23 protein-coding genes are annotated in these 24,236 nt (G+C 63.2%); 8 read left to right on the forward strand and 15 right to left on the reverse strand.

The genetic code is table 11. The annotated features are described in order from the left end of the window. Window positions 1-158: 158 nt before the first annotated feature. Window positions 159-1,370 (forward strand): IS256 family transposase, encoded by a 1,212-nt coding sequence (locus B2V17_RS08955; protein WP_058456888.1) that lies wholly within the window; start codon window positions 159-161, stop codon window positions 1,368-1,370. A gap of 28 nt (window positions 1,371-1,398) precedes the next feature. Here B2V17_RS08955 and B2V17_RS08960 read toward each other — a convergent pair whose 3' ends face one another. Beyond that, the gene (locus B2V17_RS08960; protein ID WP_292997006.1) at window positions 1,399-2,625 is read right to left on the reverse strand and encodes a tyrosine-type recombinase/integrase; all 1,227 of its coding nucleotides are present in this window, start codon (window positions 2,623-2,625) and stop codon (window positions 1,399-1,401) included. Between the two features lie 292 nt (window positions 2,626-2,917). After that, entirely contained in the window at window positions 2,918-4,477 is a 1,560-nt protein-coding gene (guaA, locus tag B2V17_RS08965; RefSeq protein WP_292997007.1) for a glutamine-hydrolyzing GMP synthase, read from the reverse strand. 134 nt (window positions 4,478-4,611) lie between these two features. On the opposite strand from guaA, the gene B2V17_RS08970 reads away from it, so the two are divergent. After that, window positions 4,612-5,388: a DUF2189 domain-containing protein gene (locus B2V17_RS08970; protein WP_292997008.1), complete on the forward strand. Its 777-nt coding sequence runs from the start codon at window positions 4,612-4,614 to the stop codon at window positions 5,386-5,388. Between the two features lie 74 nt (window positions 5,389-5,462). Here the strand turns inward: B2V17_RS08970 and B2V17_RS08975 are convergent, their stop codons facing one another. The 4 genes from B2V17_RS08975 to groES form a co-directional block, all read right to left on the reverse strand. Beyond that, the gene (locus B2V17_RS08975) at window positions 5,463-6,593 is read right to left on the reverse strand and encodes a serine hydrolase (RefSeq protein WP_292997009.1); all 1,131 of its coding nucleotides are present in this window, start codon (window positions 6,591-6,593) and stop codon (window positions 5,463-5,465) included. Between the two features lie 150 nt (window positions 6,594-6,743). Further along, a complete protein-coding gene (locus B2V17_RS08980; protein ID WP_292997010.1) occupies window positions 6,744-7,505 on the reverse strand; it encodes a class I SAM-dependent methyltransferase in 762 nt (253 codons plus the stop codon). 119 nt (window positions 7,506-7,624) lie between these two features. Further along, window positions 7,625-9,271, reverse strand: coding sequence for a chaperonin GroEL (groL, locus tag B2V17_RS08985; protein ID WP_292997011.1), 1,647 nt, complete (start codon window positions 9,269-9,271; stop codon window positions 7,625-7,627). A gap of 80 nt (window positions 9,272-9,351) precedes the next feature. Then, the gene (gene groES / locus B2V17_RS08990) at window positions 9,352-9,639 is read right to left on the reverse strand and encodes a co-chaperone GroES (RefSeq protein WP_292997012.1); all 288 of its coding nucleotides are present in this window, start codon (window positions 9,637-9,639) and stop codon (window positions 9,352-9,354) included. A gap of 191 nt (window positions 9,640-9,830) precedes the next feature. Between groES and B2V17_RS08995 the strand changes: the two genes are divergently transcribed. The 3 genes from B2V17_RS08995 (at window position 9,831) to B2V17_RS09005 (ending at window position 12,438) form a co-directional block, all read left to right on the forward strand. Further along, a complete protein-coding gene (locus B2V17_RS08995) occupies window positions 9,831-11,045 on the forward strand; it encodes a hypothetical protein (RefSeq protein WP_292997013.1) in 1,215 nt (404 codons plus the stop codon). Window positions 11,046-11,221: 176 nt separating this feature from the next. Beyond that, a complete protein-coding gene (locus B2V17_RS09000; protein ID WP_292997014.1) occupies window positions 11,222-11,809 on the forward strand; it encodes a phage tail protein in 588 nt (195 codons plus the stop codon). A gap of 41 nt (window positions 11,810-11,850) precedes the next feature. Continuing rightward, window positions 11,851-12,438: a phage tail protein gene (locus tag B2V17_RS09005; protein WP_292997015.1), complete on the forward strand. Its 588-nt coding sequence runs from the start codon at window positions 11,851-11,853 to the stop codon at window positions 12,436-12,438. A gap of 9 nt (window positions 12,439-12,447) precedes the next feature. On the opposite strand, the gene B2V17_RS09010 is transcribed toward B2V17_RS09005, so the two are convergent. Together B2V17_RS09010 and B2V17_RS09015 are read right to left on the reverse strand one after the other, a co-directional pair. After that, window positions 12,448-12,762 (reverse strand): DUF6916 family protein, encoded by a 315-nt coding sequence (locus B2V17_RS09010; protein ID WP_292997016.1) that lies wholly within the window; start codon window positions 12,760-12,762, stop codon window positions 12,448-12,450. A 44-nt stretch (window positions 12,763-12,806) separates the two neighbouring features. Next, window positions 12,807-14,195 carry an MATE family efflux transporter gene (locus B2V17_RS09015; protein WP_292997017.1) on the reverse strand — a complete coding sequence of 463 codons (1,389 nt, stop codon included), beginning with the start codon at window positions 14,193-14,195 and terminating at the stop codon, window positions 12,807-12,809. A 206-nt stretch (window positions 14,196-14,401) separates the two neighbouring features. On the opposite strand from B2V17_RS09015, the gene B2V17_RS09020 reads away from it, so the two are divergent. Next, window positions 14,402-14,824: a c-type cytochrome gene (locus B2V17_RS09020; RefSeq protein WP_292997018.1), complete on the forward strand. Its 423-nt coding sequence runs from the start codon at window positions 14,402-14,404 to the stop codon at window positions 14,822-14,824. Window positions 14,825-14,986: 162 nt separating this feature from the next. On the opposite strand, the gene rplL is transcribed toward B2V17_RS09020, so the two are convergent. The 3 genes from rplL to B2V17_RS09035 form a co-directional block, all read right to left on the reverse strand. Next, window positions 14,987-15,364, reverse strand: coding sequence for a 50S ribosomal protein L7/L12 (gene rplL / locus B2V17_RS09025; protein WP_292997019.1), 378 nt, complete (start codon window positions 15,362-15,364; stop codon window positions 14,987-14,989). A gap of 67 nt (window positions 15,365-15,431) precedes the next feature. Next, window positions 15,432-15,947 (reverse strand): 50S ribosomal protein L10, encoded by a 516-nt coding sequence (gene rplJ, locus B2V17_RS09030; protein WP_292997020.1) that lies wholly within the window; start codon window positions 15,945-15,947, stop codon window positions 15,432-15,434. 286 nt (window positions 15,948-16,233) lie between these two features. Next, the gene (locus B2V17_RS09035; protein ID WP_292997021.1) at window positions 16,234-17,268 is read right to left on the reverse strand and encodes a 50S ribosomal protein L11 methyltransferase; all 1,035 of its coding nucleotides are present in this window, start codon (window positions 17,266-17,268) and stop codon (window positions 16,234-16,236) included. Window positions 17,269-17,384: 116 nt separating this feature from the next. Here B2V17_RS09035 and B2V17_RS09040 point away from each other — a divergent pair, with 116 nt between their 5' ends. Then, a complete protein-coding gene (locus tag B2V17_RS09040) occupies window positions 17,385-18,020 on the forward strand; it encodes a methyltransferase family protein (protein WP_292997022.1) in 636 nt (211 codons plus the stop codon). 87 nt (window positions 18,021-18,107) lie between these two features. On the opposite strand, the gene B2V17_RS09045 is transcribed toward B2V17_RS09040, so the two are convergent. The 4 genes from B2V17_RS09045 to B2V17_RS09060 form a co-directional block, all read right to left on the reverse strand. Further along, window positions 18,108-18,524 carry a hypothetical protein gene (locus tag B2V17_RS09045; RefSeq protein ID WP_292997023.1) on the reverse strand — a complete coding sequence of 139 codons (417 nt, stop codon included), beginning with the start codon at window positions 18,522-18,524 and terminating at the stop codon, window positions 18,108-18,110. After that, a complete protein-coding gene (locus tag B2V17_RS09050; protein WP_292997024.1) occupies window positions 18,521-18,766 on the reverse strand; it encodes a helix-turn-helix domain-containing protein in 246 nt (81 codons plus the stop codon). The genes B2V17_RS09045 and B2V17_RS09050 overlap by 4 nt, the downstream gene beginning before the upstream one ends. Continuing rightward, complete coding sequence (locus B2V17_RS09055) at window positions 18,766-19,302, reverse strand: DUF2975 domain-containing protein (RefSeq protein ID WP_292997025.1); 537 nt, start codon at window positions 19,300-19,302, stop codon at window positions 18,766-18,768. Before B2V17_RS09055 ends, B2V17_RS09050 begins: the two co-directional genes overlap by 1 nt. Window positions 19,303-19,473: 171 nt before the next feature. Further along, complete coding sequence (locus B2V17_RS09060) at window positions 19,474-19,605, reverse strand: hypothetical protein (protein WP_292997026.1); 132 nt, start codon at window positions 19,603-19,605, stop codon at window positions 19,474-19,476. Between the two features lie 393 nt (window positions 19,606-19,998). Here B2V17_RS09060 and rpoB point away from each other — a divergent pair, with 393 nt between their 5' ends. Beyond that, window positions 19,999-24,168, forward strand: a complete 4,170-nt coding sequence (gene rpoB, locus B2V17_RS09065) for a DNA-directed RNA polymerase subunit beta (protein WP_292997027.1) — start codon at window positions 19,999-20,001, stop codon at window positions 24,166-24,168. The last annotated feature ends 68 nt before the right edge of the window (window positions 24,169-24,236 follow it).

Genomic DNA, 24,236 nt, shown 5'->3' on the forward strand with positions numbered 1-24,236 from the left:
GTTAGCGTCCGCGCTCGTGGTGTAATTTTCGGTGGAGATTTAGGTGCTGCTGGTGGTGGGGCATGCCCCACCACCAGCAGTTTCGATCTCGGTGGCCACCGGGCTCATCGGTAAGGTGGAGTTTCCACACGTCACACCCACCCGAGGAGTTGATCCCGATGACCGAAGACAGACTACCGCTTGCCGAGCTGATGGCGAAGACCGGAGACAGCGATTTCCTGCGCAGCATTGCCGAGAGCGTGCTGCAGCTGATCATGGAGGCCGATGTCGACGGCGTGATCGGCGCCGGCCGACACGAGCGATCCGGCGACCGCACGACCTGGCGTAACGGCTACCGAGAGCGCAGCCTCGACACCCGGCTCGGCACGCTCAACCTGAAGATCCCCAAGCTCAGGACCGGGGCCTACTTCCCTGGCTTCCTGGAACCCAGGAAGACCGTCGAGAAGGCGCTGGTCTCGGTGATCCAGGAAGCATGGATCGCCGGCGTCAGCACCCGGCGCGTCGACGAGCTGGTTCAGGCCATGGGCATGACCGGCATCTCCAAGTCTTCGGTCTCGAAGCTGTGCAAGGACATCGACGAACGCGTGCACGCCTTCCTCAAGCGGCCGCTGGCGGGCGACTGGCCTTACCTCTGGCTGGACGCGACCTACCTCAAGGTCCGCGAGGGCGGCCGTATCGTCAGTGTCGCGGCGATAATAGCGGTCGCGGTCAACACCGAGGGCAAGCGCGAGATCGTCGGCCTGCACATCGGTCCCAGCGAGGCCGAGCCGTTCTGGTCGAGCTTCCTCAAGGACCTGGCCCGCCGCGGCCTCAAGGGAGTGAAGCTGGTCATCTCCGATGCCCACGAGGGGCTCAAGGCGGCGATCACCCGCGTGCTCGGCGCCACCTGGCAGCGCTGCCGCGTCCACTTCATGCGCAACGCACTGGCCTACGTGCCCAAGGGGCAGAACACCGTGGTCGCCGCCGCCATCCGGCAGGTCTTCCTCCAGCCCGATCATGCGGCCGCTACCCAGGTCTGGCGCCAGGTCGCCGACCAACTGCGCACCCGCTGGCCGAAGCTGGGAACCTGCATGGACGACGCCGAGCACGATGTCCTGGCCTACATGACCTTCCCCGAGCAGCACCGGGTCAAGCTGCACAGCACCAATCCGCTGGAGCGCCTGAACAAGGAGGTGAAGCGCCGTGCTGACGTCGTCGGTATCTTCCCCAACGAGGACAGCATCATCCGACTCGTCGGCGCCGTCCTGCTCGAGCAGAATGACGAGTGGCAGCTCCAGCACCGCTACATGCAGATCGAGGGCATGGCAGCCCTTGCCACACCAATGATCGAGGAGGCTCAGCCGCTACAGATTACACCCAAGGCCGCCTGACCATGCAGCCCGGTGACCACACCCCAAATTACACCTCATTGACGGACGTGACCGCATATTTTTGACCCGCAATCCAGGCATCGATCGTGTTTGACCATTCCTGCATCATGTGGCGACGCTGCATCTCGTACTCCGCCTTGTTATAGATGCCGCGCGACGAACGGCCATCTTCATGCGCCAGACACTTTTCGATCCAATCGCTGTTGAAGCCGAGCTCGTTAAGCAGCGTCGAGCCGGTGCGGCGTAGATCGTGGACCGTGAAAGGCTCAAGCGGCAGCCCGTCCTTCCGCGCTTGATCGACGACCGAGTAGGTCACCCGATTAAAGGTCGCGCGCGACATCGGGGCATCAGCATCGTAGCGCGATGGCAGCAAGTATCGCGAATTGCCCGCGCAGGTTTTGAGCGCGATCAGGATGTCGAGCATTTGCTGTGACAGATAGACGTTATGGGCCTTTGATCGTTTCATCCGTTCTTTGGGAATCGACCAGACCGCGTTCTCGAAATCAACCTCGGCCCAGACCGCATCCTGCAACTCGCTCTTGCGGACCATCGACAGCAGAAAGAACTTCATGCCGAGCCTGATGGTCGGCAGCGTCGCTACCTTCTCGATGCACCGAAACAGCACCCGGATTTCAGAAGGCGTCAACGAGCGGTCCTTGGGGACAAACGTTGCGATCGACGATGGACCAACCTCATCAGCCGGGTTGGCGATCTTCTCGCCATGCAGGATTGCGAAGCCGTAGATCTGCTTCACGATGTCACGAACATGGATCGCGGTGGCTGGTGCACCTCGATCAACGATCGCAAGGCAGTGCGCGCGCAGGTCGCCGGGCGTTATCTCGGCCAGCAGCCGGTTGCGCCAGTTTGGCACCAATTCGCGCTCAAAGATCGAGCGGCGCATGGCGCGCGTGCTGTCGGCCATCGGCCCAACGGTCAGCCATTTCTCGCCGAACTCGCCGAAGCTCTTTGCTTCTTTGATCCTACGCTTGTCCCGCTGTTTCTCGATGGCGGGCGAAAGTCCCTCCTGGACCATCCGCTTGGCGTCGATGCACTTCTCCCTGGCGCGAGCAAGCGAGAGACCGGAAGCACAGTATTTCCCGAAGGTCACTGTCTCGCGCCGTCCGTGCATCCGATAGTCGTAACGGAATGAAATTGTGCCGTTTGTCCCGACCCGAACATACATGCCGTCGCGGTCGGTTACCTTATAGGGTTTGTCTTTGGGTTTCAGGCTTTTAAGGGCCGTATCAGTCAGCATGGCTGCATACTCCTTTCTTTTTGACCGTCAGCCCAAAACGCGCCTCTCCAGTTCGAAAAAGCACAGGCTTTTCCGATTGTTAGCAAAAAAATTGACCGTCAGGGGCTGTTGTGACCCTGACGGTAACGAGCGATTTTGGGGGTGGCAAGAGCAAGCGATACCGTCAGCGCGGCCGCGAATTTCGAACGCTGCCCACCGATTGTCGCTGAATGTCAATGAATGGAAGTTGTTTTAGTTCAGTGCTTTACATCGTAGTATTTCGCACCATCGGACCCTTCTGGAGAGGTGAAAATCATTCCCACTCAATCGTCCCCGGCGGTTTCGAGGTATAGTCGTAGACCACCCGGTTGATCCCCTTGACCTCGTTGATGATCCGGGTCGCGACGCGGCTGAGGAAGGCGGCGTCGAAGGGGTAGATGTCGGCGGTCATGCCGTCGGTGCTGGTCACCGCCCGCAGCGCACAGACGTTGTCGTAAGTCCGCCCGTCGCCCATCACGCCGACGGTCTTGACCGGCAACAGCACCGCGAAGGCCTGCCAGATCGCATCGTAAAGCCCGGCATTGCGGATTTCCTCGAGGTAGACCGCGTCGGCCTTGCGCAGCACGTCGCAGCGTTCGCGGGTCACTTCGCCGGGGATGCGGATCGCGAGGCCCGGGCCGGGGAAGGGGTGGCGGCCGACGAAAATGTCGGGCAGGCCGAGTTCGCGGCCAAGCTCGCGCACTTCGTCCTTGAACAGTTCGCGAAGCGGCTCGACCAGCTGCATGTTCATCCGTTCGGGCAGGCCGCCGACATTGTGGTGGCTCTTGATCGTGACGCTCGGCCCGCCGGTGAACGAGACTGACTCGATCACGTCTGGGTAGAGCGTGCCCTGGGCGAGGAAGTCGGCCCCGCCAATCTGCCGGGCCTCTTCCTCGAACACGTCGATGAAGGTCTTGCCGATGAACTTGCGCTTGGCTTCAGGGTCGGTCACCCCGGCCAGGCCATTAAGGAACAGCGCGCTGACGTCCTTGTGGACCAGCGGGATGTTGTAGTGGCCGCGGAACAGCGAAACGACCTGATCGGCCTCGCCCAGCCGCATCAGCCCGTGATCGACGAAGACGCAGGTCAGCTGCTCGCCGATCGCCTCGTGGATCAGCACTGCGGCGACCGCCGAATCGACCCCGCCCGAAAGCCCGCAGATCACCCGGCCTTTGCCGACCTGCTTGCGGATTTCCTCGATCTTGGTCTTGCGGAATTCGGCCATGGTCCAGTCCCCGGCGAGGCCGCAGACGTGGCGCACGAAATTCTTGTAGAGCTTGCCGCCGTCGGGGGTGTGGACCACTTCGGGGTGGAACTGCATCGCGTAGATGCGCTTTTCGTCATTGGCGACGACGGCAAAGGGCGCGCCTGGGCTGGACGCGACCACGCGGAAGCCGGGGGCCAGCGCGGTCACCTTGTCGCCATGGCTCATCCACACCTGGTGGGTTTCGCCTGTCGCCCAGAGGCCGTCGAACAGCGCGCAGCGGTCCGAAATCTCGATAAAGGCGCGGCCGAATTCGCCGCTGTCACCGCGCAGCACTTCGCCGCCGGTCTGGTGCATCAGCGCCTGCTGGCCATAGCAGATCGCCATGATCGGCAGCCCGCTGTCGAGGATTTCCTGCGGAATCCTGGGGCCATCCTCGTCCAGCACCGAAGCCGGCCCGCCCGACAGGATGATCCCCTTGGGCTGCATTCGCTGAAACGCGGCGGCGGCGTGGCTGAACGGGGCGATCTCGGAATAGACCCCCGCTTCGCGCACCCGTCGGGCGATGAGCTGGGTTACCTGGCTGCCGAAATCGACAATGAGGATGGAATCGGAAGGCTGAATGGTCATGGTCGGCGGATAAGCATGGCGCTGGCCGCTGGCAAGGCGGGGGTGCATGCCTGCCAACACCTGAAATCCAATTCTTGACACACATCAAAGACGTGGAGGCCCGGACTGGCAAGTTGCAAGCGGGAGAAATGCCGATGGCTGAAACGCCCACCAATCCCTATCCGCAGATCGCGGTGGCAAATGACCTAGCCTTGGCCGATCTTCGCGCGGCGCTCGCCGCCGGCTGGCGCGATTTCCTGGCCCATCCGATCTACGGCCTGTTCTTTGGCGCGATCTATGTCGCGGCCGGGCTGGCGCTGGCCTGGGCGCTGACCGCGCGCGGCGGCAGCGGCCTGCTGCTGACTGTGGCGGCGGGCTTTCCGCTGGTGGCGCCGTTCACTGCGGTCGGGCTTTACGAAGTCAGCCGCCGGCGCGAGGCGAGGCTGCCGCTGGGCTGGGGCGCGGTACTGGGCGCGCTGCGCGGACGGGGGGACGATCAGCTGCTGATGATGGGCGGTTTCGTTTTCGTCGGCTTCACCTTCTGGATCATCCTGGCCCACGGAATCTTCGCGATTTTTCTGGCCGAAAGCGGGATCGGGTCGGAGTCGCTAGAGATTTTCCGCACCAATGCGGGCCTCGCGATGCTCGCGGTCGGCGGCGCGATTGGCGCCTTGGTAGCCTATGTGTTCTACGCGGTGACCGTGATCAGCCTGCCGATGCTGGTTGACCGCGACGTCGATTTTCTGACCGCGATCATCAAGAGCCTGCGCGCGGTCCAGGCCAATGGTCCGGTGATGCTGGGCTGGGCCGCGTTCATCGCCATGGCGTTGTTCGTGGCAATGCTGCCCGCTTTTTTGGGCTTGCTGGTGGTGCTACCGGTGCTGGGTCACGCCACCTGGCATCTATACTGCCGGGTCTGCGCCACCACTTGAGATCCGCCAAACGACAGCAGCCGGGCATGGCTGGCAGGTGAGGGGATTACTCATCCCGTCCTAATGGTGCGGCTCTATCGGTTGGCGTAAATCTGGACCGAGCCGCCCTGGTGGCTTTCCTGGCTCAGATAGATCGTCCGCGCGATCGAAGCGATCCGCGCATCGCGCCCGGCATGTCCGCCCTGCCCGGTGACATAGATTGCCACGGCATAGGCATGGCCATCGGGGGCCTGAATAATCCCGACGTCGCTGGCGGTGTTGTTGAGCGTGCCGGTCTTGTGCGCGACCCGGGCATCGCCAGGCAGCAGCGAGCGCATCCGGCGCTTGCCGGTCTGGCAGCGCTCCATCGTGGAGAGCAGAAAGGCGCGGCTGCGCGAGGAGAGCCAGCGGCCCTGGAACAGGCCGGAAAGCAGTTGCGCCATCGCTACCGGGGTGGCGCTGTCGCGCAGATCGACCGTGGTCGCCGGATTGAATTCGCCATCGTCGCGGACCAGCGTCGCGATATCGCGGTCGATCCGCATGCCGTCGATCCCGGTGGTGCGGATCCAGCGGTTGACCGAACCGGGCCCGCCGACTGCGGCGAGCAGTGCATCGGTAGCCGGGTTGCTGGAATGGATCAGCGACAGTTCGATCAGTTCGCGCGCGGTATACATCCGCCCGGCGCGAACCGGGGCCTTGTCACCTGAAAATTTGGCTGACTTGACCGGAATCATCAGCGGAAACTGGTCATCAAGGCTCCACCGGCCCTTGTCGACCCCGTCAAGGAAGGTCGCGGCAATCGCGATCTTGCTGGTGGAGGCCATCGGGAACGGGGTATCGCCCAGCACTGCTGTCGTCTTGCCGCTGGTAAGGTCGATCATCGCAACGCCGATCCGGCCGTTCGAGGCGTCGGCGGCGGAATAGAGCTGGGCTTCGAAGTTCGATCCGAAGCTGCGCGGCTGGCCATAGGAAACGAAGGGCCGCACCGTCGACGGAGTCGGTCGGGCCGATGCCTTCGCGGCCGGCTGGACCAGCGCCTGCGCCCTGGAGGTGGGCTGGACGACGGGCCGCGCGGTCGTTTCGGCGGGGGCCGATGCCGGGGCGACGAAGGCCCGATCGAATTCATGCTCCAGCGAGGAGTCGGCGTAAGCCGCACCCGCCGGGGCCAGCATCGCGGCGGCAAAGGCCAGCGAGCTCAGCACAGAGGTGAATCGTTTCCTGGTCACGAGGTACGCGATAGCCCAATCATGCTTTCTGTTTGGCTAACGGACCCGGCACTGGATAGGATTGCGCGACGAACTGCACTTTTCGTGCGGGGGGCTGAAATAAGGGATGGTCCCTAGGCCGGAATCTTCCGGGGTCGGACCTCTGCCAGCCTATTTCGGCTTGCGGAAGCGCAGCGTGAACTGGTCGGTCTGGCCGCGGATAACCGGATCGAAGACGTTGGCGGTACGCGGATCGGCGGGACGGGCATAGAGCTCGCTGCTGGCCTCGAGCTTGAACCCGGCCCCGGTCAGCTCGTCGATCACCGCCTGCCGGTCGATCCGGTGGAGCCGATCGGCCAGGCTGGTCCCGCTGCCGGCCGCCGCGCTGTGATCGACCACCACCAGGGTCCCGCCGGGCTTCAATGCCGCAAACAGCGCCTTGCTCGCGCGCGCACCGGTTCCGGCCGGAAACGGTTTGAGGTAAAGATCGTGGAAGTTCTGGACGGTGATGATCACGTCCAGCTTGCCCGGGAACGGCGGCGCGGCGAACGGTCCGGTAATCCCATCGACATTGGCATAGGCGTCATCGACGACCTTCTGCTCGGCCGCATATTCCTTGCGAAAGGCGATGAACTCGGCTGGCTGAAATGCATAGACCCGCCCGCCCGGTCCGACCGCGGCGGCCAGCACGCGGGTCAGATAGCCACCGCCCATTACATAGTCGCCCACCATCTGTCCTGGCTTGATTCCGGCAAAGGCCAGCAGTTCGCCCGGATGGCGGGCGGCATCGCGGGCCACGTCGGCGGCCGGCCGGGCCGGATCTGCCAGCGCAGCGGCATAACTGGCGGCACTAAGCTGCCTCGTCTCCGCGCATCCGGAAAGCGCGAGTCCCAGTACGGCAAGGGCGGCAAGGTGAGCTTTACGCAGGTGCATGGCTGAAATCCTTTTCGGTCGATCCGCCAAGGCTAACACTGCTCGCCCGCGCGGCCAACAGCAAGGGGCCGGAGGATTGCTCCCCCGGCCCCGTTTCGGTTGGTGCAGCGCGGTTGGACTTAGAAGTCCATACCGCCCATGCCGCCCATGCCGCCGCCGGGCATTCCGCCCATGGCCGGCTTGTCGTCGGGCTTTTCGCTGATCGCCGCTTCGGTGGTGATCAGCAGGCCGGCGACCGAGGCAGCGTCCTGCAGCGCGGTACGAACGACCTTGGTCGGGTCGATCACGCCGGCCTTGACCAGGTTTTCGTAAACGTCGGTCGAGGCGTTGAAGCCCTGGGTCTCGTCGTTTTCGCGCAGCAGGTTGCCGGCCACCACGGCGCCGTCATGGCCCGCATTGGTGGCGATCTGCTTGAGCGGGGCGGTGATCGCCTTGCGAACAATGTCGATGCCCTTGGTCTGGTCGTCGTTGGCGCCCTTCATGCCGGCCAGAGCCTTGGTGGCATAGAGCAGCGCAGTACCGCCGCCGGGGACGATGCCTTCTTCAACCGCAGCGCGGGTCGCGTGGAGCGCATCGTCGACGCGGTCCTTGCGTTCCTTGACTTCGACTTCCGAAGCGCCGCCGACCTTGATCACGGCAACCCCGCCAGCCAGCTTGGCCAGACGTTCCTGCAGCTTTTCCTTGTCGTAGTCGCTGCTGGTGGTCTCGATCTGGGCGCGGATCTGTTCGACCCGGGCCTTGATGTCGGCCGCATCACCGGCGCCGTCGACGATGGTGGTGTTGTCCTTGTCGATCGAGATACGCTTGGCCTGGCCGAGCATGTTCAGCGTGACCGATTCAAGCTTGATGCCCAGGTCTTCGCTGATCATTTCGCCTTGGGTCAGGATTGCGATGTCCTGTAGCATCGCCTTGCGGCGATCGCCGAAGCCGGGAGCCTTGACCGCCGCGACCTTGAGCCCGCCACGCAGCTTGTTGACCACCAGGGTCGCCAGCGCTTCGCCTTCGATGTCCTCGGCGATGATCAGCAGCGGACGGCCCGACTGGACCACCGCTTCGAGCACCGGCAGCATCGCCTGGAGCGACGACAGCTTCTTCTCGTGGATCAGGATGTAGGGGTTATCCAGCTCGACGGTCATCTTGTCGGGGTTGGTGATGAAGTAGGGCGACAGGTAACCGCGGTCGAACTGCATGCCTTCGACGACATCGAGTTCGAATTCGAGGCCCTTGGCCTCTTCCACGGTGATCACGCCTTCCTTGCCGACCTTTTCCATCGCTTCGGCGATCTTGTTGCCGACTTCGGCATCGCCATTGGCCGAGATGATCCCGACCTGAGCGATTTCAGCCGAACCCGAAACGGGCTTCGAGCGGGCGACCAGGTCTTCAACGACCTTGGTCACGGCGAGGTCGATCCCGCGCTTCAGGTCCATCGGGTTCATGCCAGCGGCGACCGAAGTCATGCCTTCACGAACGATCGCCTGGGCCAGAACGGTGGCGGTGGTGGTGCCGTCACCGGCGAGGTCGTTGGTCTTGCTGGCGACTTCGCGCAGCATCTGCGCGCCCATGTTCTCGAACTTGTCCTTGAGTTCGATTTCCTTGGCGACGGTGACGCCGTCCTTGGTGATGCGCGGAGCGCCGAAGCTCTTGTCGATCACCACATTGCGGCCCTTGGGGCCCAGGGTAACCTTGACGGCGTTGGCGAGGATATCGACCCCGGCGAGAATGCGCTCGCGGGCGTCACGTCCGAATTTCACGTCCTTGGCGGCCATGATCAGTGTTCCTTACAGTTGGAAGTTCACAAAGTTGACAGGGTGGCAGAATCAAAAAAAATCCGTCCGGCCCGGCTGGATCAGCCGATGATGCCGAGGATGTCCGATTCCTTCATGATCAGCAGGTCTTCGCCGTCGAGCTTGACCTCGGTGCCCGACCACTTGCCGAACAGCACCTTGTCGCCAGCCTTGACGTCGAGCGGGGTTACCTTTCCGTCTTCGGCCTTGGAACCGGCGCCAACGGCGACGACTTCGCCTTCGGCCGGCTTTTCCTTGGCGCTATCGGGGATGATGATGCCGCCAGCGGTTTTTTCTTCCGCTTCAACACGGCGGACCAGCACACGATCGTGCAGGGGACGAAATGCCATGGGTCTATTCCCTCTCAGTTTGGACAATATGATGTGTCTTGGCACTCTCAGGCCGAGAGTGCCAGCGAGGCGCATATGGGTGTGCGCCGGGGTGCCGTCAAGGTGACTCCGCATGCAAAAATTTCGCGGCGGGATCTGCTCGACATATCGGCCTGCCAGTCTATCGTCGCGCATGTCGACGGGAGGAACGGGTGGAAGTGCAAAGGTCGGTCAATGTCGCCGGAACCAACCTGCCGCCAGAACTCCATCCGCTGGTCGATCTGATCCTGGCCCGCGAGGACCTGCAGGAACGATTGGGCGCAGAGATCGAGGCCAATGCCTTCATCGCCGCAGCCGGCGCGGTCGCTTCCGAAAACGGGATTGCTATCAGCGAAGATCAACTCCGCGCGGTGCTGCGCCCGGACCCGTTGGGGATGGGCCGGTTCGGCCCTGCACCGATCGAGATGACCGACTGGCCGCCGCGCGGCTGGCTGCCGACCCGCTCGGTCTTCATGCCCGAGGGCCCGGCCTTCGACTGGCTGTGGTTTGGCGGTCAGCCGCTGAACCAGCCGTTTTTCGAAGACGAGGTCCGCCGTGCCAGCGCGCTGCCGCTCAACTGGCTGCTGCGGATCCGGACCGGTCTTCCCGCGCTGATTGCCGGAGCCGAAAGCCACGACAGTCTGCCACTGCAGGGCATGGTGTTCCACATGTCGCGCTGCGGCTCGACCCTGGCCGCGCAGATGCTGGGGGCCGTGCCGGGCCATGCCGTCTCGTCAGAGCCCGAACCGCTCGACGCGGTGCTGCGCTGGTCCGCCGAATCGGGCGTGGGCCTCGATCAGGCCAAAACCGCAGTCAGCGCGATCATCGCCGCGCTCGGGCGGGATCGCGGACACGGGGCAAACCATCACTTCATCAAGATGGAAGTGTGGCACACGCTGTTCCTGCCGCTGCTGCGCCAGGCGCTTCCGCAAGTGAACTGGATCTACCTGCACCGCGATCCGGTGGAAGTGCTGGTTTCGCTGCGAGACATGCCCAGCCACCACATCGTCCCATCGGTGATCCCGGCAGGCTATTTCGGGCTGAATGAACTTCCTGACCTGCCCCACGATGAATTTGCCTCATTCGTTCTGGCGCAGGTGACCGCAGCTGTGCCAGCCCATTGGCACCTGGGTGGCGGCATGGTGATTGACTACCCGGATATCCGCACTGCCATTCCAACCAGGGTTGCTGTGCATTTTGGGTTGACCCTGGCCGCAGACGAACTGGCCTTGGTGCGGCAAGCAAGCATGCGCGACGCCAAGGCGCCCGGATCGGTTTTCTTCGATGACAGCGCCCGCAAGCGTGCCGCTGCCGGGCCAGAGCTAATCTCCGCTGCCGAGCGTTGGCTCAAGCCGATGCGAAACCGGTTGATCGAACTGCAGGGCTGAGGCGAATTTATTTGTAAATAGTCGATGTCGGCACAACGATTGCGATTGACTGGCAGGTACCAGCGAATAAGCTCTGCTTGGGTCGCTCCGCCGCGCGAATCTGCGCGCTTGAATTTTTGGCCGTTCGGGGTTGCAAAACGCAGCCAATCGAATTGAGCAAACAAGGGGAGTGTTCAATGTCGGGTATCTATCTTGGGCAGATCTTTCAGGGCGGCTGGAACTTCGCTCCGCGCTTTTCCGCGCTTTGCAACGGACAACTGCTGGCGATCTCGCAGAACTCTGCGCTGTTTGCGCTGCTCGGCACCCAGTTCGGCGGCAATGGGCAGACCACATTTGCCCTGCCCAATCTTCAGGGCCGCTCGATGGTCCACTGGGGGCAGGGTGCCGGGCTTTCGAACATCCAGATTGGCCAGTCAGCCGGACAGGAAAGCGTCACCATCCTGTCCACCCAAATGCCGGCCCACACCCATGCGGCCAGCTTTGCCTCCACCTCGTCGCTGAATGCTGCGACGACCAAGGCAACCCTGCAAACCCCGGCAGCCGGGACGGTTCTGGCCCGGTCGACCGACAATGCCGGAACTGCCGTGCCGTTCATCTATTCTCCCTCTGGCACCGCGACCGGCGCTGCCCTCGGCGGGCTCAACGTTGCCGGCACAGTCACAGTCAATCCGGCAGGCGGCTCGCAGCCACTGCCGATCCGCAACCCCTATCTCGGGATCACCCACGTGATCGCGACGGCAGGAATTTTTCCGTCACGCAGCTGATGCGGTCCGGACCAAGCAATCTGATTTTGGGGAGTTAATCCGTGAGCAGTCTTTATATCGGTCAGATCATCCAGGGTGGCTGGAACTTCGCCCCGCGCGACACCGCGTTCTGCAATGGCCAGCTGGTCTCCATCGCGCAGAACACTGCCCTGTTTTCTCTTCTGGGCACAACATTTGGCGGCAATGGCCAGACCACCTTTGCTCTGCCCGACTTGCGGGGACGCTCGATGGTGCACTGGGGCACGGGGGCGGGCCTCTCAACCATCCAGCTTGGTGAGGCTTCCGGACAGGAGAATGTAACCATTCTTTCTACCCAGCTGCCGGCCCATAACCATACGGCCAGCTTTGCCTCAACTTCGTCGCTGAACGCCGCGACGACCAAGGCCACCCTGCAGACCCCGGCTGCCGGAACCGTTCTGGCCCGGTCGGCGGACAATGCCGGGACGGCGGTGCCGTTCATCTACGCTCCGTCGGGAACCGCTACTGGCGCTGCCCTGGGCGGGCTTAATGTGGCTGGCACGGTTACGGTCAATCCGGCGGGCGGCTCACAGCCGCTGCCGATCCGCAACCCCTACCAGGGAATCACCCACGTTATCGCAATGTTCGGAATTTTCCCGTCGCGCAGCTGATCCGGCCGATCAGTTGAAGACTGCCTGATAATAGAACCCCGGCGGCGAGTTCGCCGGGGGTATCAGCGACGACATCGAAACCATGTCTGGCCCCCACTTGCCGCATTTCAGCACGTAAGTGCCGTCGAGCAGCCGGATCTCTGGCGGGGTGTGGAAAATCAGCAGGAACGGCGGCCGGGCGGCTATGCCGTGATCCTTCATCGGCGAAGCATCGAACAGCGTGATCTCTACTTCCGCCGGATCGCAATTGGCGACAAACCGCTTGCCGACCAGCGGCAGGAATTCTTCAAGCACCATCGGGCGCGGGGCAATATCTTCGCTCATTGCCGCACCCTAGGCGGACAGGGCGGGCCAAGGCAAGGCCAGGTTCAGGCCGGGAGCGCCGGGAGCAGGCCCAGCCGCTCGCGCCGGTGCCAGCGCCAGGTCAGCAGCGCGGCGACCACCACCAGGCCCAGCGCCAGCCCGATCCAGACCCCCAGCCCGCCCAGCGACGTATGCAGGCCGAGCCCGTAGGAGACGGTGAAGCCGATCGACCAATATCCGAACAGGGCGATGGCCAGCGGCATGCTGGTATCCTGCAGCCCGCGCAGTGCCCCGGCCGCAACCGCCTGGGCGCCGTCGAACAGCTGAAAGGCCGCGGCAACCATCATGTATTGCACTGCTAGACTTACCAGCACCGCATTCTGAGGCGCAGCAGGGTCGACATAGAGTCGCAGGACCACCGTTGGGATCAGCAACATGATGAGCGCGGTGATGGCCATGAAGCCCACCGACAGCGCGATCGCACTCCACCCGGCATAGCCGATCGCAGCGCGGTCACCCGCGCCGAAGTGATAGCCGACCCGGATCGTCGCGGCCTGGTTGATCCCGAACGGCACCTGGAAAGCCAGCGCCGCGACATTGAGTGCCACGATATGCGCGGCCAATTCGACCTCGCCAATTCTTCCCATCAATAACGCGGCCAGGCTGAACAGCCCGGCTTCGGCCGATACGGTGAACGCAATCGGCGCACCGATCAGCAAAATCTCGCGCATGCGCTGCCAATCGGGCCGCCACCAGCGCCCCAGCACTTGATAGCGGCGCAGCTTGCGGTCGAGCCGGATGACCAGGCCATAAGCGCCGACCATTGCCAACGAAGTGATCACGCTAGAAATTGCAGAGCCGTGCAGTCCCAACGCCGGCAGGCCGAGGTGGCCGAATACCAACGCCCAGTTGCCCAATAGGTTGACCCCGACCGCCAGCACGGTGATCCAGGTGGCATAACCAGGCTTGCCCAGCGCGGCGACGAAGGTCCGCATCACACTTGCCGCAATCATCGGGATCATTGCCCAGGAGATGATCACGAGAAAATCTCCTGCCATGGCGGAAATCACGGGATCCTGTCCAAAGAGAAGCAAGAGCCATTCCCCGGAGAATCCGACTACCATGCCAGCAAGGCCCGTTATGACCGCAAGCCACAGCGCCATTCGCACAGAACGCCGCACTTCGCGCACGGCATGGTCGCGGCGACCCAGCTCGGCGGCGATCAGCGGCGCACAGGCGGTCGCCAGTGCAGTCAATGCCCACAGGGTCAGTCCGAAAATCGCGATGCCAAGGCCCGATGCGGCCAACGGTTTGCTGCCCAGCCGGGTAATGAACGCTACATCGATGAAATGCACCAGCATCTGCAGCAGGTTGGTCGCTGCCAACGGCGCCGCGAGGCGCAAGGTCTCGCGCAGTTCGGCACGCATCGGGGACAAGGCAGGCTTGGTAGACATGAAGCCGGTTCGGATAGGGGCTGCCCTGCCAGCGGCCAAGCGGATTTGCGGCCTGTCCAAGCGTTTCGAATGCGACCGTGCGGTAAATGCAACGATTGCTGCAAGATTGGCACTTTGCGGTGCAGCTCAAAGCGGGCAAAGAAGGGAAGAGTTAGATAAACGGGGCCGGTCATGGCCGGCAAATTCAGCGAAAGGGTTGATCAAAGATGCACCACTTGACCACGATGATTGCCGCGACCGTGCTGGCTGCAGCCCTTGGCGCCTGTGGTTCACCGGCAGACAATCCGCCAGCAGAGAGCGTGACTGCAGGTGCCAGCAAGACCGTTGCCGAGGCCGACAATAAGCCTGCCGCCTTCGGGCAATGCGCCGCCTGCCACGCAGTCGAACCGGGCAAGCATGGGGTCGGTCCCAGCCTGGCCGGGGTCTATGGCACCAAATCGGGCGAGATCGCCGGCTATGCCTTTTCCGAAGCGATGAAGTCAGCCAAGCTCACCTGGGACGATAAAACCCTGGATGAATATCTGACCAACCCAATGAAGAAGGTGCCTGGCACCAAGATGACCTTTGCCGGCCTGGCCGATCCGGCCAAGCGCAAGGAAGTGATCGAATATATGAAGACGCTGAAATAAGCGCAGTCCTTCGGGTCGCACCTGGGACGCGCCGGGGCCGGAAGCGCAAGCTTTCGGCCCCTTCCTTTTGTCTGCGCGCCACGAATGAAAAAGGGCGATCCCGAAGGACCGCCCTTTCCATCTGCGAGTGCTTCAAGACACCCGCAAAACTGCAAGCGAAGCTTACTTGACTTCGACCGTGCCGCCTGCGGCTTCGATCTTGGCCTTGATTTCTTCGGCTTCAGCCTTGTTGACGCCTTCCTTGATCGCCTTCGGCGCGGCTTCGACCAGCGCCTTGGCTTCGGTCAGGCCGAGCGCGGTGATCGCGCGGACTTCCTTGATGACGGCGATCTTGTTGCCGCCGTCGCCGGTCAGGATGACGTCGAATTCGGTCTTTTCTTCAACCGCGGCAGCGGCTTCACCGCCACCGGCGGGGGCAGCAACGGCAACGGCGGCAGCAGCGCTCACGCCCCAGGCTTCTTCAAGAGCCTTGGCGAGGTCAGCAGCTTCCAGAACGGTCAGCTTCGAAAGTTCTTCAACAAGCTTGGCGATATCGGCCATGATGTTTCACTCCTAATTGGTGGCCGGAGCGGGGAACCCCTGTCTCCGGTAAATCGTACGAAACGTCTTAAGCGGCATTCTTCTCGGCATAGGCGTTGAAGACGCGGGCCAGCTTGGCCGCCGGAGCGGTCGACAGCTGCGCGATCTTCGTGGCCGGAGCCTGGACCAGCCCGATAAGGGTGGCGCGGAGCTGATCCAGCGAGGGCATCGAGGCGAGCGCCTTGATACCTTCCGCGGTCAGAACCTGCGTACCCATCGAACCACCAACGATCTCGATCTTGTCGTTGGTCTTGGCGAACTCGACAACGGCCTTGGCCGCCGCGACCGGATCTTCCGAAGAAGCCAGCGCCGTCGGACCGGTGAGGAATTCACCGAGGCCGACGTAGTTCGTGTCCTGAATGGCAAGCTTGGCAAGACGGTTCTTCGCAACCTTGTAGGTCGCACCCGCATCGCGGATCTTCGTGCGCAGATCGGTGGACTGGGCCACCGTCAGCCCCAGGTTGCGGGTGACGACCACCACGCCGGCCTGGTTGAAGACCGCGTTGAGCGAAGCGACCGATTCGGCTTTTTGCGAACGATCCATGCCTTACTCCTTCACAAATGACCGCTTGGGATCGCTCCCGCGCGGCCGGCTACGTTTGTCCATGGTGCAACTGCACCACGGGCGAGTCCGTGCGATGGGGAAGGAGGGCGCGAACGCCAGGCCGGGCCGGTGCAAATGCAGCGGCGCGGAAATTCTCTGTCCCCGTCTAGGCTGCGAATTAAGGGGGAAGCCCCCAGCAACTGTCTCGGACGGATGACTGGCACGCGAACATGCCGGTCGGGGCGGGCCAATGGCGGAGCGCGGGCCGAATGTCAAGGCAGGCCGGTCAGGCTGGATCGCTCCAGATCTGGATCGATCGATGATCGTGCCAGCCATGCACGGCCACGGCCGTCCCGGATGGAGGCGAAAGCACAGGATCGACCGTATAGACTCCGACCCGCCAATGGCCTTCGGGGTTCGTTTCCGGCGAGTTCTCGTAAATGACGCCCGATCCCAGATCGACATGGATCCACTGGGCAATACAGTTGATCGGCCCGCCGTCCGTCAGCAGCTTCGACTCTGCGCGTCCCTCCAGCGAGATCTCGCCAGCAAAATCGAACTCGAAGAGATCGGCGGGTGCGCTGCGCAGGTTGCAGTCGGGTCTGGCTGGTCGGCGCAGCTCCTGGCCTTTGACGTGACGGTTGAACAATGACAGGTCGAATCCCTCGACCTCGCCCAACGGCCCGTACTCGCGAACCTGCTGTGCCAGTGCGATCCGCACCGATGCTTTTTCCGGAAGAACCAGCGCGCCCGGTGCGGTCAGTTCGGCCTTGGCGTGCGCCATGGCTGGAAGGATGTGTTCGCCCACCACATCATGCGCGAGGATCTCGTTGATAATCAGGTCCGCTCCGCCGCCCAGGTCGCGCTGGCGATCAAGCTTGGCTGAATGGCAGGAATGGACCGTGATCCGGTCAGACAGGCCATTGGCGGCGATGATCTCGCGCGCGGTTGCGGCAAGCTGCGGCAGCATTTCGCAGGTATGGACATGCGCCGCCCCGGCCCGCGCCGCCATCATCGCCAGCAGGCCCGAGCCGCTGCCGATGTCGAGCACGACCCGGCCCGCCGCAACCGCCTCGATCGCCCGGCGATAGGCCGCATTGCGCGGATGATCGCGCAGCATGCCATGGTGATAGGTCGGCACCTTGTAATAGTGAAGCTGCCGCGCGATCCGCTCGATCAGGGGATCGCCCGGCCGGGCCGCCCGGGCCTGTTGCGCCAGGGTCAGCGCCTGATCTGCCTTGCCGGATTCGATCAGCTTCTGCCCCAGCCGGAGCAGTTGCACCGGATGCTCAAACAGGTCCTTGCGGCTATCGTCTGGCATTGTCTGTTGCTCGTCCCGGCCACATCGGCTGCGCGGTTCTTGGACAGGGTGCGTAATCAAAGCAAGCACTGCGCAGTTGGAACCGTTTTTTAACCATAAGCTGCGATCACCGCCGCATGTCCGACACCCTCCCCGCACCGCGCCCCAGTGGCTGGCTGACCCCGCGCCGGCTTGACCGGCTTGAGCAGATCGCGATCCTCATTTTGTGGGTGTTCCTGGTCGAGCGCGTCTGGACCAGCACCAATCCGCTCGCTCCACTGCTGCTGATCGCCGAAACGACGGTGATGTTCTTCGTCCTGATCCGCCGTCCGACCGAGGCGATCTCGGTCCGGCCCGGTGACTGGATGCTGGCGATCACCGCCACCGCCTTGCCGATGATGGTGATGCCCGGACCCAACCCCTGGCCCCAGTTCGCCTCGCTTGGGGTAGCTCTCGTCCTGTCGGGCAATCTGTTTCAGATCTGGGCCAAGTTCAGCCTGCGCCGCAGCTTTGGCGTGGCCCCGGCCAACCGCGGGGTCAAGGTCAGCGGCCCTTACCGCCTTGTCCGTCACCCGATGTACGCCGGCTATTTCGCAACCCACCTTGGGATCATGCTGCTGATGCCGTCGCTGATAAACCTGGTGATCTATGCCCTTTCGTGGTGGGCCCAGATCCTGCGCCTGCTGGCCGAAGAGCGCCTGCTGGGCAAGGATCCGGCCTATCTGGAATTCTCCAAAACCACTCGATGGCGGATGCTGCCCGGCGTGTTCTGACACTTTTCCGCCCTATGCAACGGGGGCACAAGCGAAGGGCCGCGCTTTCGGGGGGAAGCGCGGCCCTTCCATTTTTTGGAGCGGAGATCAGTGGCCAGCCGGCTCAGTCAGGATCCTGCGTCTTCCCGGCCCATAGCGGCGCCAGACGATCCCCCAGGGAATGATCGGCACGTAGATCAGGATCGGCACGCATTCCCAGAACAGGTGCTCGATTTCGGGCGCAATCGTCCCCGCCAGCCAGGCCGGCAGCGCGATCCGCAGCATCAGCACGAATTTCCAGCCCAGTTCGAACAGCAGCACCGGCAGCATGGCGATCGGGCGGAATATGCCCATCACGCATAGCAGCGCGAGCGAGGCAAGGAAGCAGGTCAGCGCCGCGAGCTGGTAGCCAAGCGGTTCGGGCAGCCAGATCAGCCTTGGGATGATGGTCATCCCAAGGCCGATGGCGATGGCGGCGTAACAAAGTCGAAGCAGCACGATCCGCCAGGTCGGGAGACGGTTCACTGCGCCGTCTCCCCGTTCTGGTAGCCAAGCAGGTCACCCGGCTGGCAATCGAGTTCCCGGCAGATCGCCTCGAGCGTCGAGAAGCGGATCGCCTTGGCCTTTCCGGTCTTGAGAATCGAGAGGTTGGCCAGGGTGATGTCGACCCGTTCGGCCAGTTCGGTCAGGGTCATGCGGCGGGCATGAAGCAGGTCGTCGAGCTTGACCACGATGTTGCCTCCTTCGGTTTCGGGGTTGTCGGGCATCACACGGTTCCTTCCAGCTCTTCGCGCATCCGGGTGCCTTCGCGGAACACGCGGGCGAGGATGAACAGGATCAAGGTGAGCAGGATGCCGCCGCCATCGAGGCCGCCATCGAACTGGATCTTCTTGTCGACCTTGTCGGCATAGGGCGCGAGCCACATGGCAAGCCCCGCGACCGGCAGGATCATGGCCTGGACGATCACCGTGATCCAACCCATCCGGCTGAGCCGGTCGGCATTTTCGGGACGGAACGGATCGCCCTCGCCAACCGAATTGATGATGCCGAGCAGTTCGCCGAAGAAGCGATAGCCCAGGAACATCAGGCCCATGCCGGTCACCATGGCGAGGATGATGAACCAGAAGCTGATCATGGGCACTTCGGCGGCAGCGATTTCGGCCATCAGATCGGCGCGCCCGACGCTGAGCAAGGCGCCGATGCCAATACCGAGCATCACGATGGCAAAGATGGCCAGGAACTGCGCGATCACGACCATTATCTTGGCGATGGCAAGCAGCGGGTCTTTGGGTATGGTCGACATGTTCGGTCTCCCTGTTGGCTGGGCCTGCGATCAGGCCAGGGCCGGGCCTGCCAGCGTGGCATGCCAGGTGGTGAGGACAGCGGTGAATGCCATTGCGGCAACCGCGAGGCGGGTGGCGAGAGTGAGGGTCATGGGAGGGACGCTTTCTTTCTTGGGGCGGTCTGGGCGCGCTCAGGCGAGCTCGACCAGGGCAACGGTGCTGCTGGGTGCAGCCTGGGCGGGCATCGACAGGGTCGGAACCCACAGCAGGGCGAACATCGCGGCAGCGAAAAACAGGGCGGCGGGGCGGCTGGTCTTGGTCATTTGTTGAACTCCGATATGCTTGATATCGACATTCAATAAGGCGCGTCGGGCATATTGTCAATCGATAATATCGAAAATCAATATGAACCACATCGAAAGTCGAAATGCGCACAATTCTGCGGGCTTGCCGGGTCTGGCGGTTTGACAGCGCAGGCCTGCGCACCTATATGCGCCCCTCGCTCGACGCTTCGAGCAAGCAGGGCCCATGCGCGGGGGTTCGGCACGGAAGGAAGCGGCGGGACATCCATCTGACGCAAGAGGCTGCAGGCCGCTTCCCGAATCGGGAACGCGCGCCAGGCGGCCTTTTTGCCGTCAGGCGGACGCCACACGCCGCGCGTGGCAGATTTCACCGCCGGATTTCCGGCACTCAAGCGAAAGAGGCAAGACCCTCCCATGGCCAAGAAGGCTTCCACCCCCGCAGCAGGCGCCGTGCGCGCTTCCGCCAAGCGGCGCATCCGCAAGATCTTCGGCGACATCCACGAAGTGGTGAAGATGCCGAACCTGATCGAGGTTCAGCGCGAATCGTACGAGCAGTTCCTGCGCTCCGATCCGTCGGTGGGCTATGTCTCGGGCCTGGAAAAGACCCTGCGCTCGGTCTTCCCGATCCGCGACTTTGCCGGGACCAGCGAGCTCGACTTCGTGCACTATGAACTCGAAGATCCCAAGTATGACACCACCGAGTGCCGTCAGCGCGGGATCACCTATGCCGCGCCGATGAAGGTCACGCTGCGCCTGATCGTGTTCGAAGTCGATGCCGAAACCGAAACCCGCTCGGTCCTCGATATCAAGGAGCAGGACGTCTACATGGGCGACATGCCGCTCATGACCGAGAACGGCACCTTCATCATCAACGGCACCGAACGCGTCATCGTTTCGCAGATGCACCGTTCGCCGGGCGTGCTGTTCGACCATGACCGCGGCAAGACCCACTCTTCGGGCAAGTACCTGTTCGCCGCGCGCGTGATTCCTTATCGCGGTTCGTGGCTGGACTTCGAATTCGACGCCAAGGATATCGTCAACGTCCGGATCGACCGCAAGCGCAAGCTGCCGGTTACCGCGCTGCTGCACGCACTGGGCCTCGACGACGAAGGCATCCTCAACTTCTTCTATTCGACCGTAGTCTGGAAGCGCGGCGAAGGCGGTTGGCGTCTGCCTTATGTGACCGAAGCCTGGCGCGGCCAGAAGCCGGCCTTTGACATCGTCGATGCCAAGTCGGGCGAAGTGATCTTTGCCGCCGGCACCAAGATCAGCCCGCGCGCCGCCAACAAGGCGGAAAAGGACGGCCTGGCCGAGCTGCTGATCCCGACCGAGGAAATCTTCGGCCGCTATTCGGCGCGCGACCTGATCGACGAGAGCACCGGCCGCATCTATATCGAAGCGGGCGACGAAGTTTCGCCCGAAAACCTGGACATGCTCGACAAGGCCGGGATCGATCAGCTCGAACTTCTCGACATCGACCATGTCGGCACCGGTCCGTGGATCCGCAACACCCTGAAGGCCGACAAGGCCCCCGATCGCGATCACGCGCTGGCCGATATCTATCGCGTCATGCGCCCCGGCGAGCCGCCGACGCGCGAAACCGCCGAAGCGCTGTTCGAAGGCCTGTTCTTCGATGGTGACCGCTATGACCTTTCGGCCGTCGGCCGCGTCAAGCTCAACATGCGCCTTGGCCTCGATGCTGAAGACACCATCACCACGCTGCGGACCGAGGATATCCTCGCGGTGGTCAAGGAACTGGTGAACCTCAAGGACGGCAAGGGCGAAGTCGACGATATCGACAACCTCGGCAACCGCCGGGTCCGCTCGGTCGGCGAACTGCTGGAAAACCAGTACCGCGTCGGCCTGCTCCGCATGGAGCGCGCCGTGAAGGAGCGGATGAGCTCGGTCGACGTGTCGACCGTAATGCCCAACGACCTGATCAACGCCAAGCCGGCCGTGGCCGCCGTGCGCGAGTTCTTCGGCTCCTCGCAGCTCTCGCAGTTCATGGATCAGACCAACCCGCTGTCGGAAGTCACCCACAAGCGCCGCGTCTCGGCGCTCGGGCCGGGCGGCCTGACCCGCGAGCGCGCCGGCTTCGAAGTCCGCGACGTTCACCCGACCCACTATGGCCGGATCTGCCCGATCGAAACGCCGGAAGGCCCGAACATCGGTCTGATCAACTCGCTCTCGACCTTCGCCCGCGTCAACAAGTACGGGTTCATCGAAACCCCGTACCGCAAGGTGATCGACGGCAAGGTGACCGGCGAAGTGGTCTACCTTTCCGCAATGGAAGAGCAGAAGCACACCGTTGCCCAGGCTTCGGCCGAGCTCAACAAGGACGGCTCGTTCGTCGAGGAACTGGTTTCGGCCCGTGAAGCCGGCGAATTCGTGATGGCTCCGCGCGATCACGTGACGCTGATGGACGTCAGCCCCAAGCAGCTGGTCTCGGTTGCCGCGTCGCTCATTCCGTTCCTGGAAAACGATGACGCCAACCGCGCGCTGATGGGATCGAACATGCAGCGCCAGGCGGTGCCGCTGGTTCGCGCCGAAGCGCCGTTCGTCGGTACCGGGATGGAAGAAACCGTGGCCCGCGATTCGGGTGCGGCGATCGCCGCCTTGCGCGGCGGGATCGTCGACCAGGTCGACGCCACCCGCATCGTGATCCGCGCCTCGGGCGATATCGAACCCGGCCAGTCGGGCGTCGACATCTACCGCTTGCAGAAGTTCGAGCGTTCGAACCAGTCGACCTGCATCAACCAGCGCCCGCTGGTGAAGGTTGGCGAAGTGATCGACGCCGGCACGATCATCGCCGATGGTCCCTCGACCGAACTGGGTGAACTGGCGCTGGGCCGCAACAGCCTCGTCGCGTTCATGCCGTGGAACGGCTACAACTACGAAGACTCGATCCTGATCAGCGAACGCATCGTCAAGGACGACGTGTTCACCTCGATCCACATCGACGAATTCGAAGTGATGGCCCGCGACACCAAGCTTGGGCCGGAGGACATCACCCGCGACATCCCGAACGTCGGCGAGGAAGCCCTGCGCAACCTCGACGAGGCCGGGATCGTCTACATCGGCGCCGAAGTGCACCCGGGCGATATCCTGGTCGGCAAGATCACCCCCAAGGGTGAAAGCCCGATGACCCCGGAAGAAAAGCTGCTCCGCGCGATCTTCGGCGAAAAGGCCAGCGACGTGCGCGACACCTCGCTCCGCCTGCCGCCGGGCGTGGCCGGAACGATTGTCGATGTGCGCGTCTTCAACCGCCACGGGATCGAGATCGACGACCGTACCCGCGCGATCCAGAACGAGGAAATCGAACGCCTCGCCAAGGACCGCGAGGACGAGCGTGCGATCCTCAACCGTGCGACCTACAACCGCCTGCGCGACATGCTGCTGGGCCAGGTCGCCGCTGCGGCGCCGAAGGGCTTCAAGAAGGGCGACACCATCACCGAGGAAAACCTGGGTGAAGTCGAACGCCACGAATGGTGGAAGTTCGCGGTGGCTGACGACAAGGTCCAGGGCCAGCTCGAAGCGGTCAAGGTCCAGTACGACGCGACTGTGAAGGCGATTCAGGAGAAGTTCGAGGACCGCAAGGAAAAGCTCGAACGCGGTGACGAACTCGCCCCCGGCGTGCTCAAGATGGTCAAGGTCTTCGTCGCGGTGAAGCGCAAGCTGCAGCCGGGCGACAAGATGGCCGGACGTCACGGCAACAAGGGTGTGATCAGCCGGATCCTGCCGCAGGAAGACATGCCGTTCCTCGCGGACGGTACGCCGGTCGACATCGTGCTCAACCCGCTGGGCGTGCCGAGCCGCATGAACGTCGGGCAGATCTTCGAAACCCACTTGGGCTGGGCCGCGCGCGGTCTTGGCCAACAGATCGCCGGGGCACTGGATGATTGGCGCGAAGCCAATCCCAACCCGGAAGCTGCGGCTCCGCCCTCTGCCGTGATCGAGAAGCTGAAGGACGTTTACGGCCCGCAGTATCACGAAGAGATCGACGCCCGCTCGACCGCGGAAATTGTTGATATGGCCGACCTGCTGCGCGGCGGCGTACCGATGGGCACTCCGGTGTTCGACGGTGCCCGCGAAGCCGACGTTTCGGCGATGTTGGAAAAGGCCGGGCTCGACACTTCGGGTCAGGTCACGCTCTACGACGGGCGGACCGGCGAAAGCTTCGACCGCAAGGTGACCGTGGGCTACATCTACATGCTGAAGCTGCACCACCTTGTCGACGACAAGATCCACGCGCGTTCGATCGGGCCTTACAGCCTGGTTACCCAGCAGCCGCTGGGCGGCAAGGCCCAGTTCGGCGGCCAACGCTTCGGGGAAATGGAGGTCTGGGCGCTCCAGGCCTATGGCGCGGCCTATACGCTGCAGGAAATGCTGACGGTGAAGTCGGACGATGTGGTCGGCCGCACCAAGGTCTACGAAGCGATCGTCAAGGGCGACGATACCTTCGAAGCCGGCATTCCCGAAAGCTTCAACGTGCTCGTCAAGGAAATGCGCAGCCTTGGCCTCAACGTCGAATTGTCCTCGCTCGATACCGACGAGGATGACGATTTCGCCGAGGCCGCGGAATAACGGAACCGGGCGGACCCCGGTCCGCCCGCACCCCGCTCCGCCAATACCAGATTCACCCCCAGAGGGAC

The sequence above is a fragment of the Novosphingobium sp. UBA6272 genome (assembly GCF_002440635.1).
In the GTDB taxonomy this organism is placed as follows: Bacteria; Pseudomonadota; Alphaproteobacteria; order Sphingomonadales; family Sphingomonadaceae; genus Novosphingobium.

Excerpts from the sequence above, each read along its gene's own strand:
- guaA (WP_292997007.1), bottom strand. The coding sequence starts at position 4,477 with ATGACCATTCAGCCTTCCGATTCCATCCTCATTGTCGATTTCGGCAGC.
- B2V17_RS09055 (WP_292997025.1), bottom strand. The coding sequence starts at position 19,302 with ATGTCGACCATACCCAAAGACCCGCTGCTTGCCATCGCCAAGATAATG.
- B2V17_RS09020 (WP_292997018.1), top strand. The coding sequence starts at position 14,402 with ATGCACCACTTGACCACGATGATTGCCGCGACCGTGCTGGCTGCAGCC.
- groES (WP_292997012.1), bottom strand. The coding sequence starts at position 9,639 with ATGGCATTTCGTCCCCTGCACGATCGTGTGCTGGTCCGCCGTGTTGAA.
- B2V17_RS09050 (WP_292997024.1), bottom strand. The coding sequence starts at position 18,766 with ATGCCCGACAACCCCGAAACCGAAGGAGGCAACATCGTGGTCAAGCTC.
- B2V17_RS09035 (WP_292997021.1), bottom strand. The coding sequence starts at position 17,268 with ATGCCAGACGATAGCCGCAAGGACCTGTTTGAGCATCCGGTGCAACTG.
- rpoB (WP_292997027.1), top strand. The coding sequence starts at position 19,999 with ATGGCCAAGAAGGCTTCCACCCCCGCAGCAGGCGCCGTGCGCGCTTCC.
- B2V17_RS09015 (WP_292997017.1), bottom strand. The coding sequence starts at position 14,195 with ATGTCTACCAAGCCTGCCTTGTCCCCGATGCGTGCCGAACTGCGCGAG.
- B2V17_RS09000 (WP_292997014.1), top strand. The coding sequence starts at position 11,222 with ATGTCGGGTATCTATCTTGGGCAGATCTTTCAGGGCGGCTGGAACTTC.
- B2V17_RS09010 (WP_292997016.1), bottom strand. The coding sequence starts at position 12,762 with ATGAGCGAAGATATTGCCCCGCGCCCGATGGTGCTTGAAGAATTCCTG.
- B2V17_RS08960 (WP_292997006.1), bottom strand. The coding sequence starts at position 2,625 with ATGCTGACTGATACGGCCCTTAAAAGCCTGAAACCCAAAGACAAACCC.
- B2V17_RS09040 (WP_292997022.1), top strand. The coding sequence starts at position 17,385 with ATGTCCGACACCCTCCCCGCACCGCGCCCCAGTGGCTGGCTGACCCCG.
- B2V17_RS08970 (WP_292997008.1), top strand. The coding sequence starts at position 4,612 with ATGGCTGAAACGCCCACCAATCCCTATCCGCAGATCGCGGTGGCAAAT.
- rplL (WP_292997019.1), bottom strand. The coding sequence starts at position 15,364 with ATGGCCGATATCGCCAAGCTTGTTGAAGAACTTTCGAAGCTGACCGTT.
- groL (WP_292997011.1), bottom strand. The coding sequence starts at position 9,271 with ATGGCCGCCAAGGACGTGAAATTCGGACGTGACGCCCGCGAGCGCATT.
- B2V17_RS08955 (WP_058456888.1), top strand. The coding sequence starts at position 159 with ATGACCGAAGACAGACTACCGCTTGCCGAGCTGATGGCGAAGACCGGA.
- B2V17_RS08980 (WP_292997010.1), bottom strand. The coding sequence starts at position 7,505 with ATGCACCTGCGTAAAGCTCACCTTGCCGCCCTTGCCGTACTGGGACTC.
- rplJ (WP_292997020.1), bottom strand. The coding sequence starts at position 15,947 with ATGGATCGTTCGCAAAAAGCCGAATCGGTCGCTTCGCTCAACGCGGTC.
- B2V17_RS09060 (WP_292997026.1), bottom strand. The coding sequence starts at position 19,605 with ATGACCAAGACCAGCCGCCCCGCCGCCCTGTTTTTCGCTGCCGCGATG.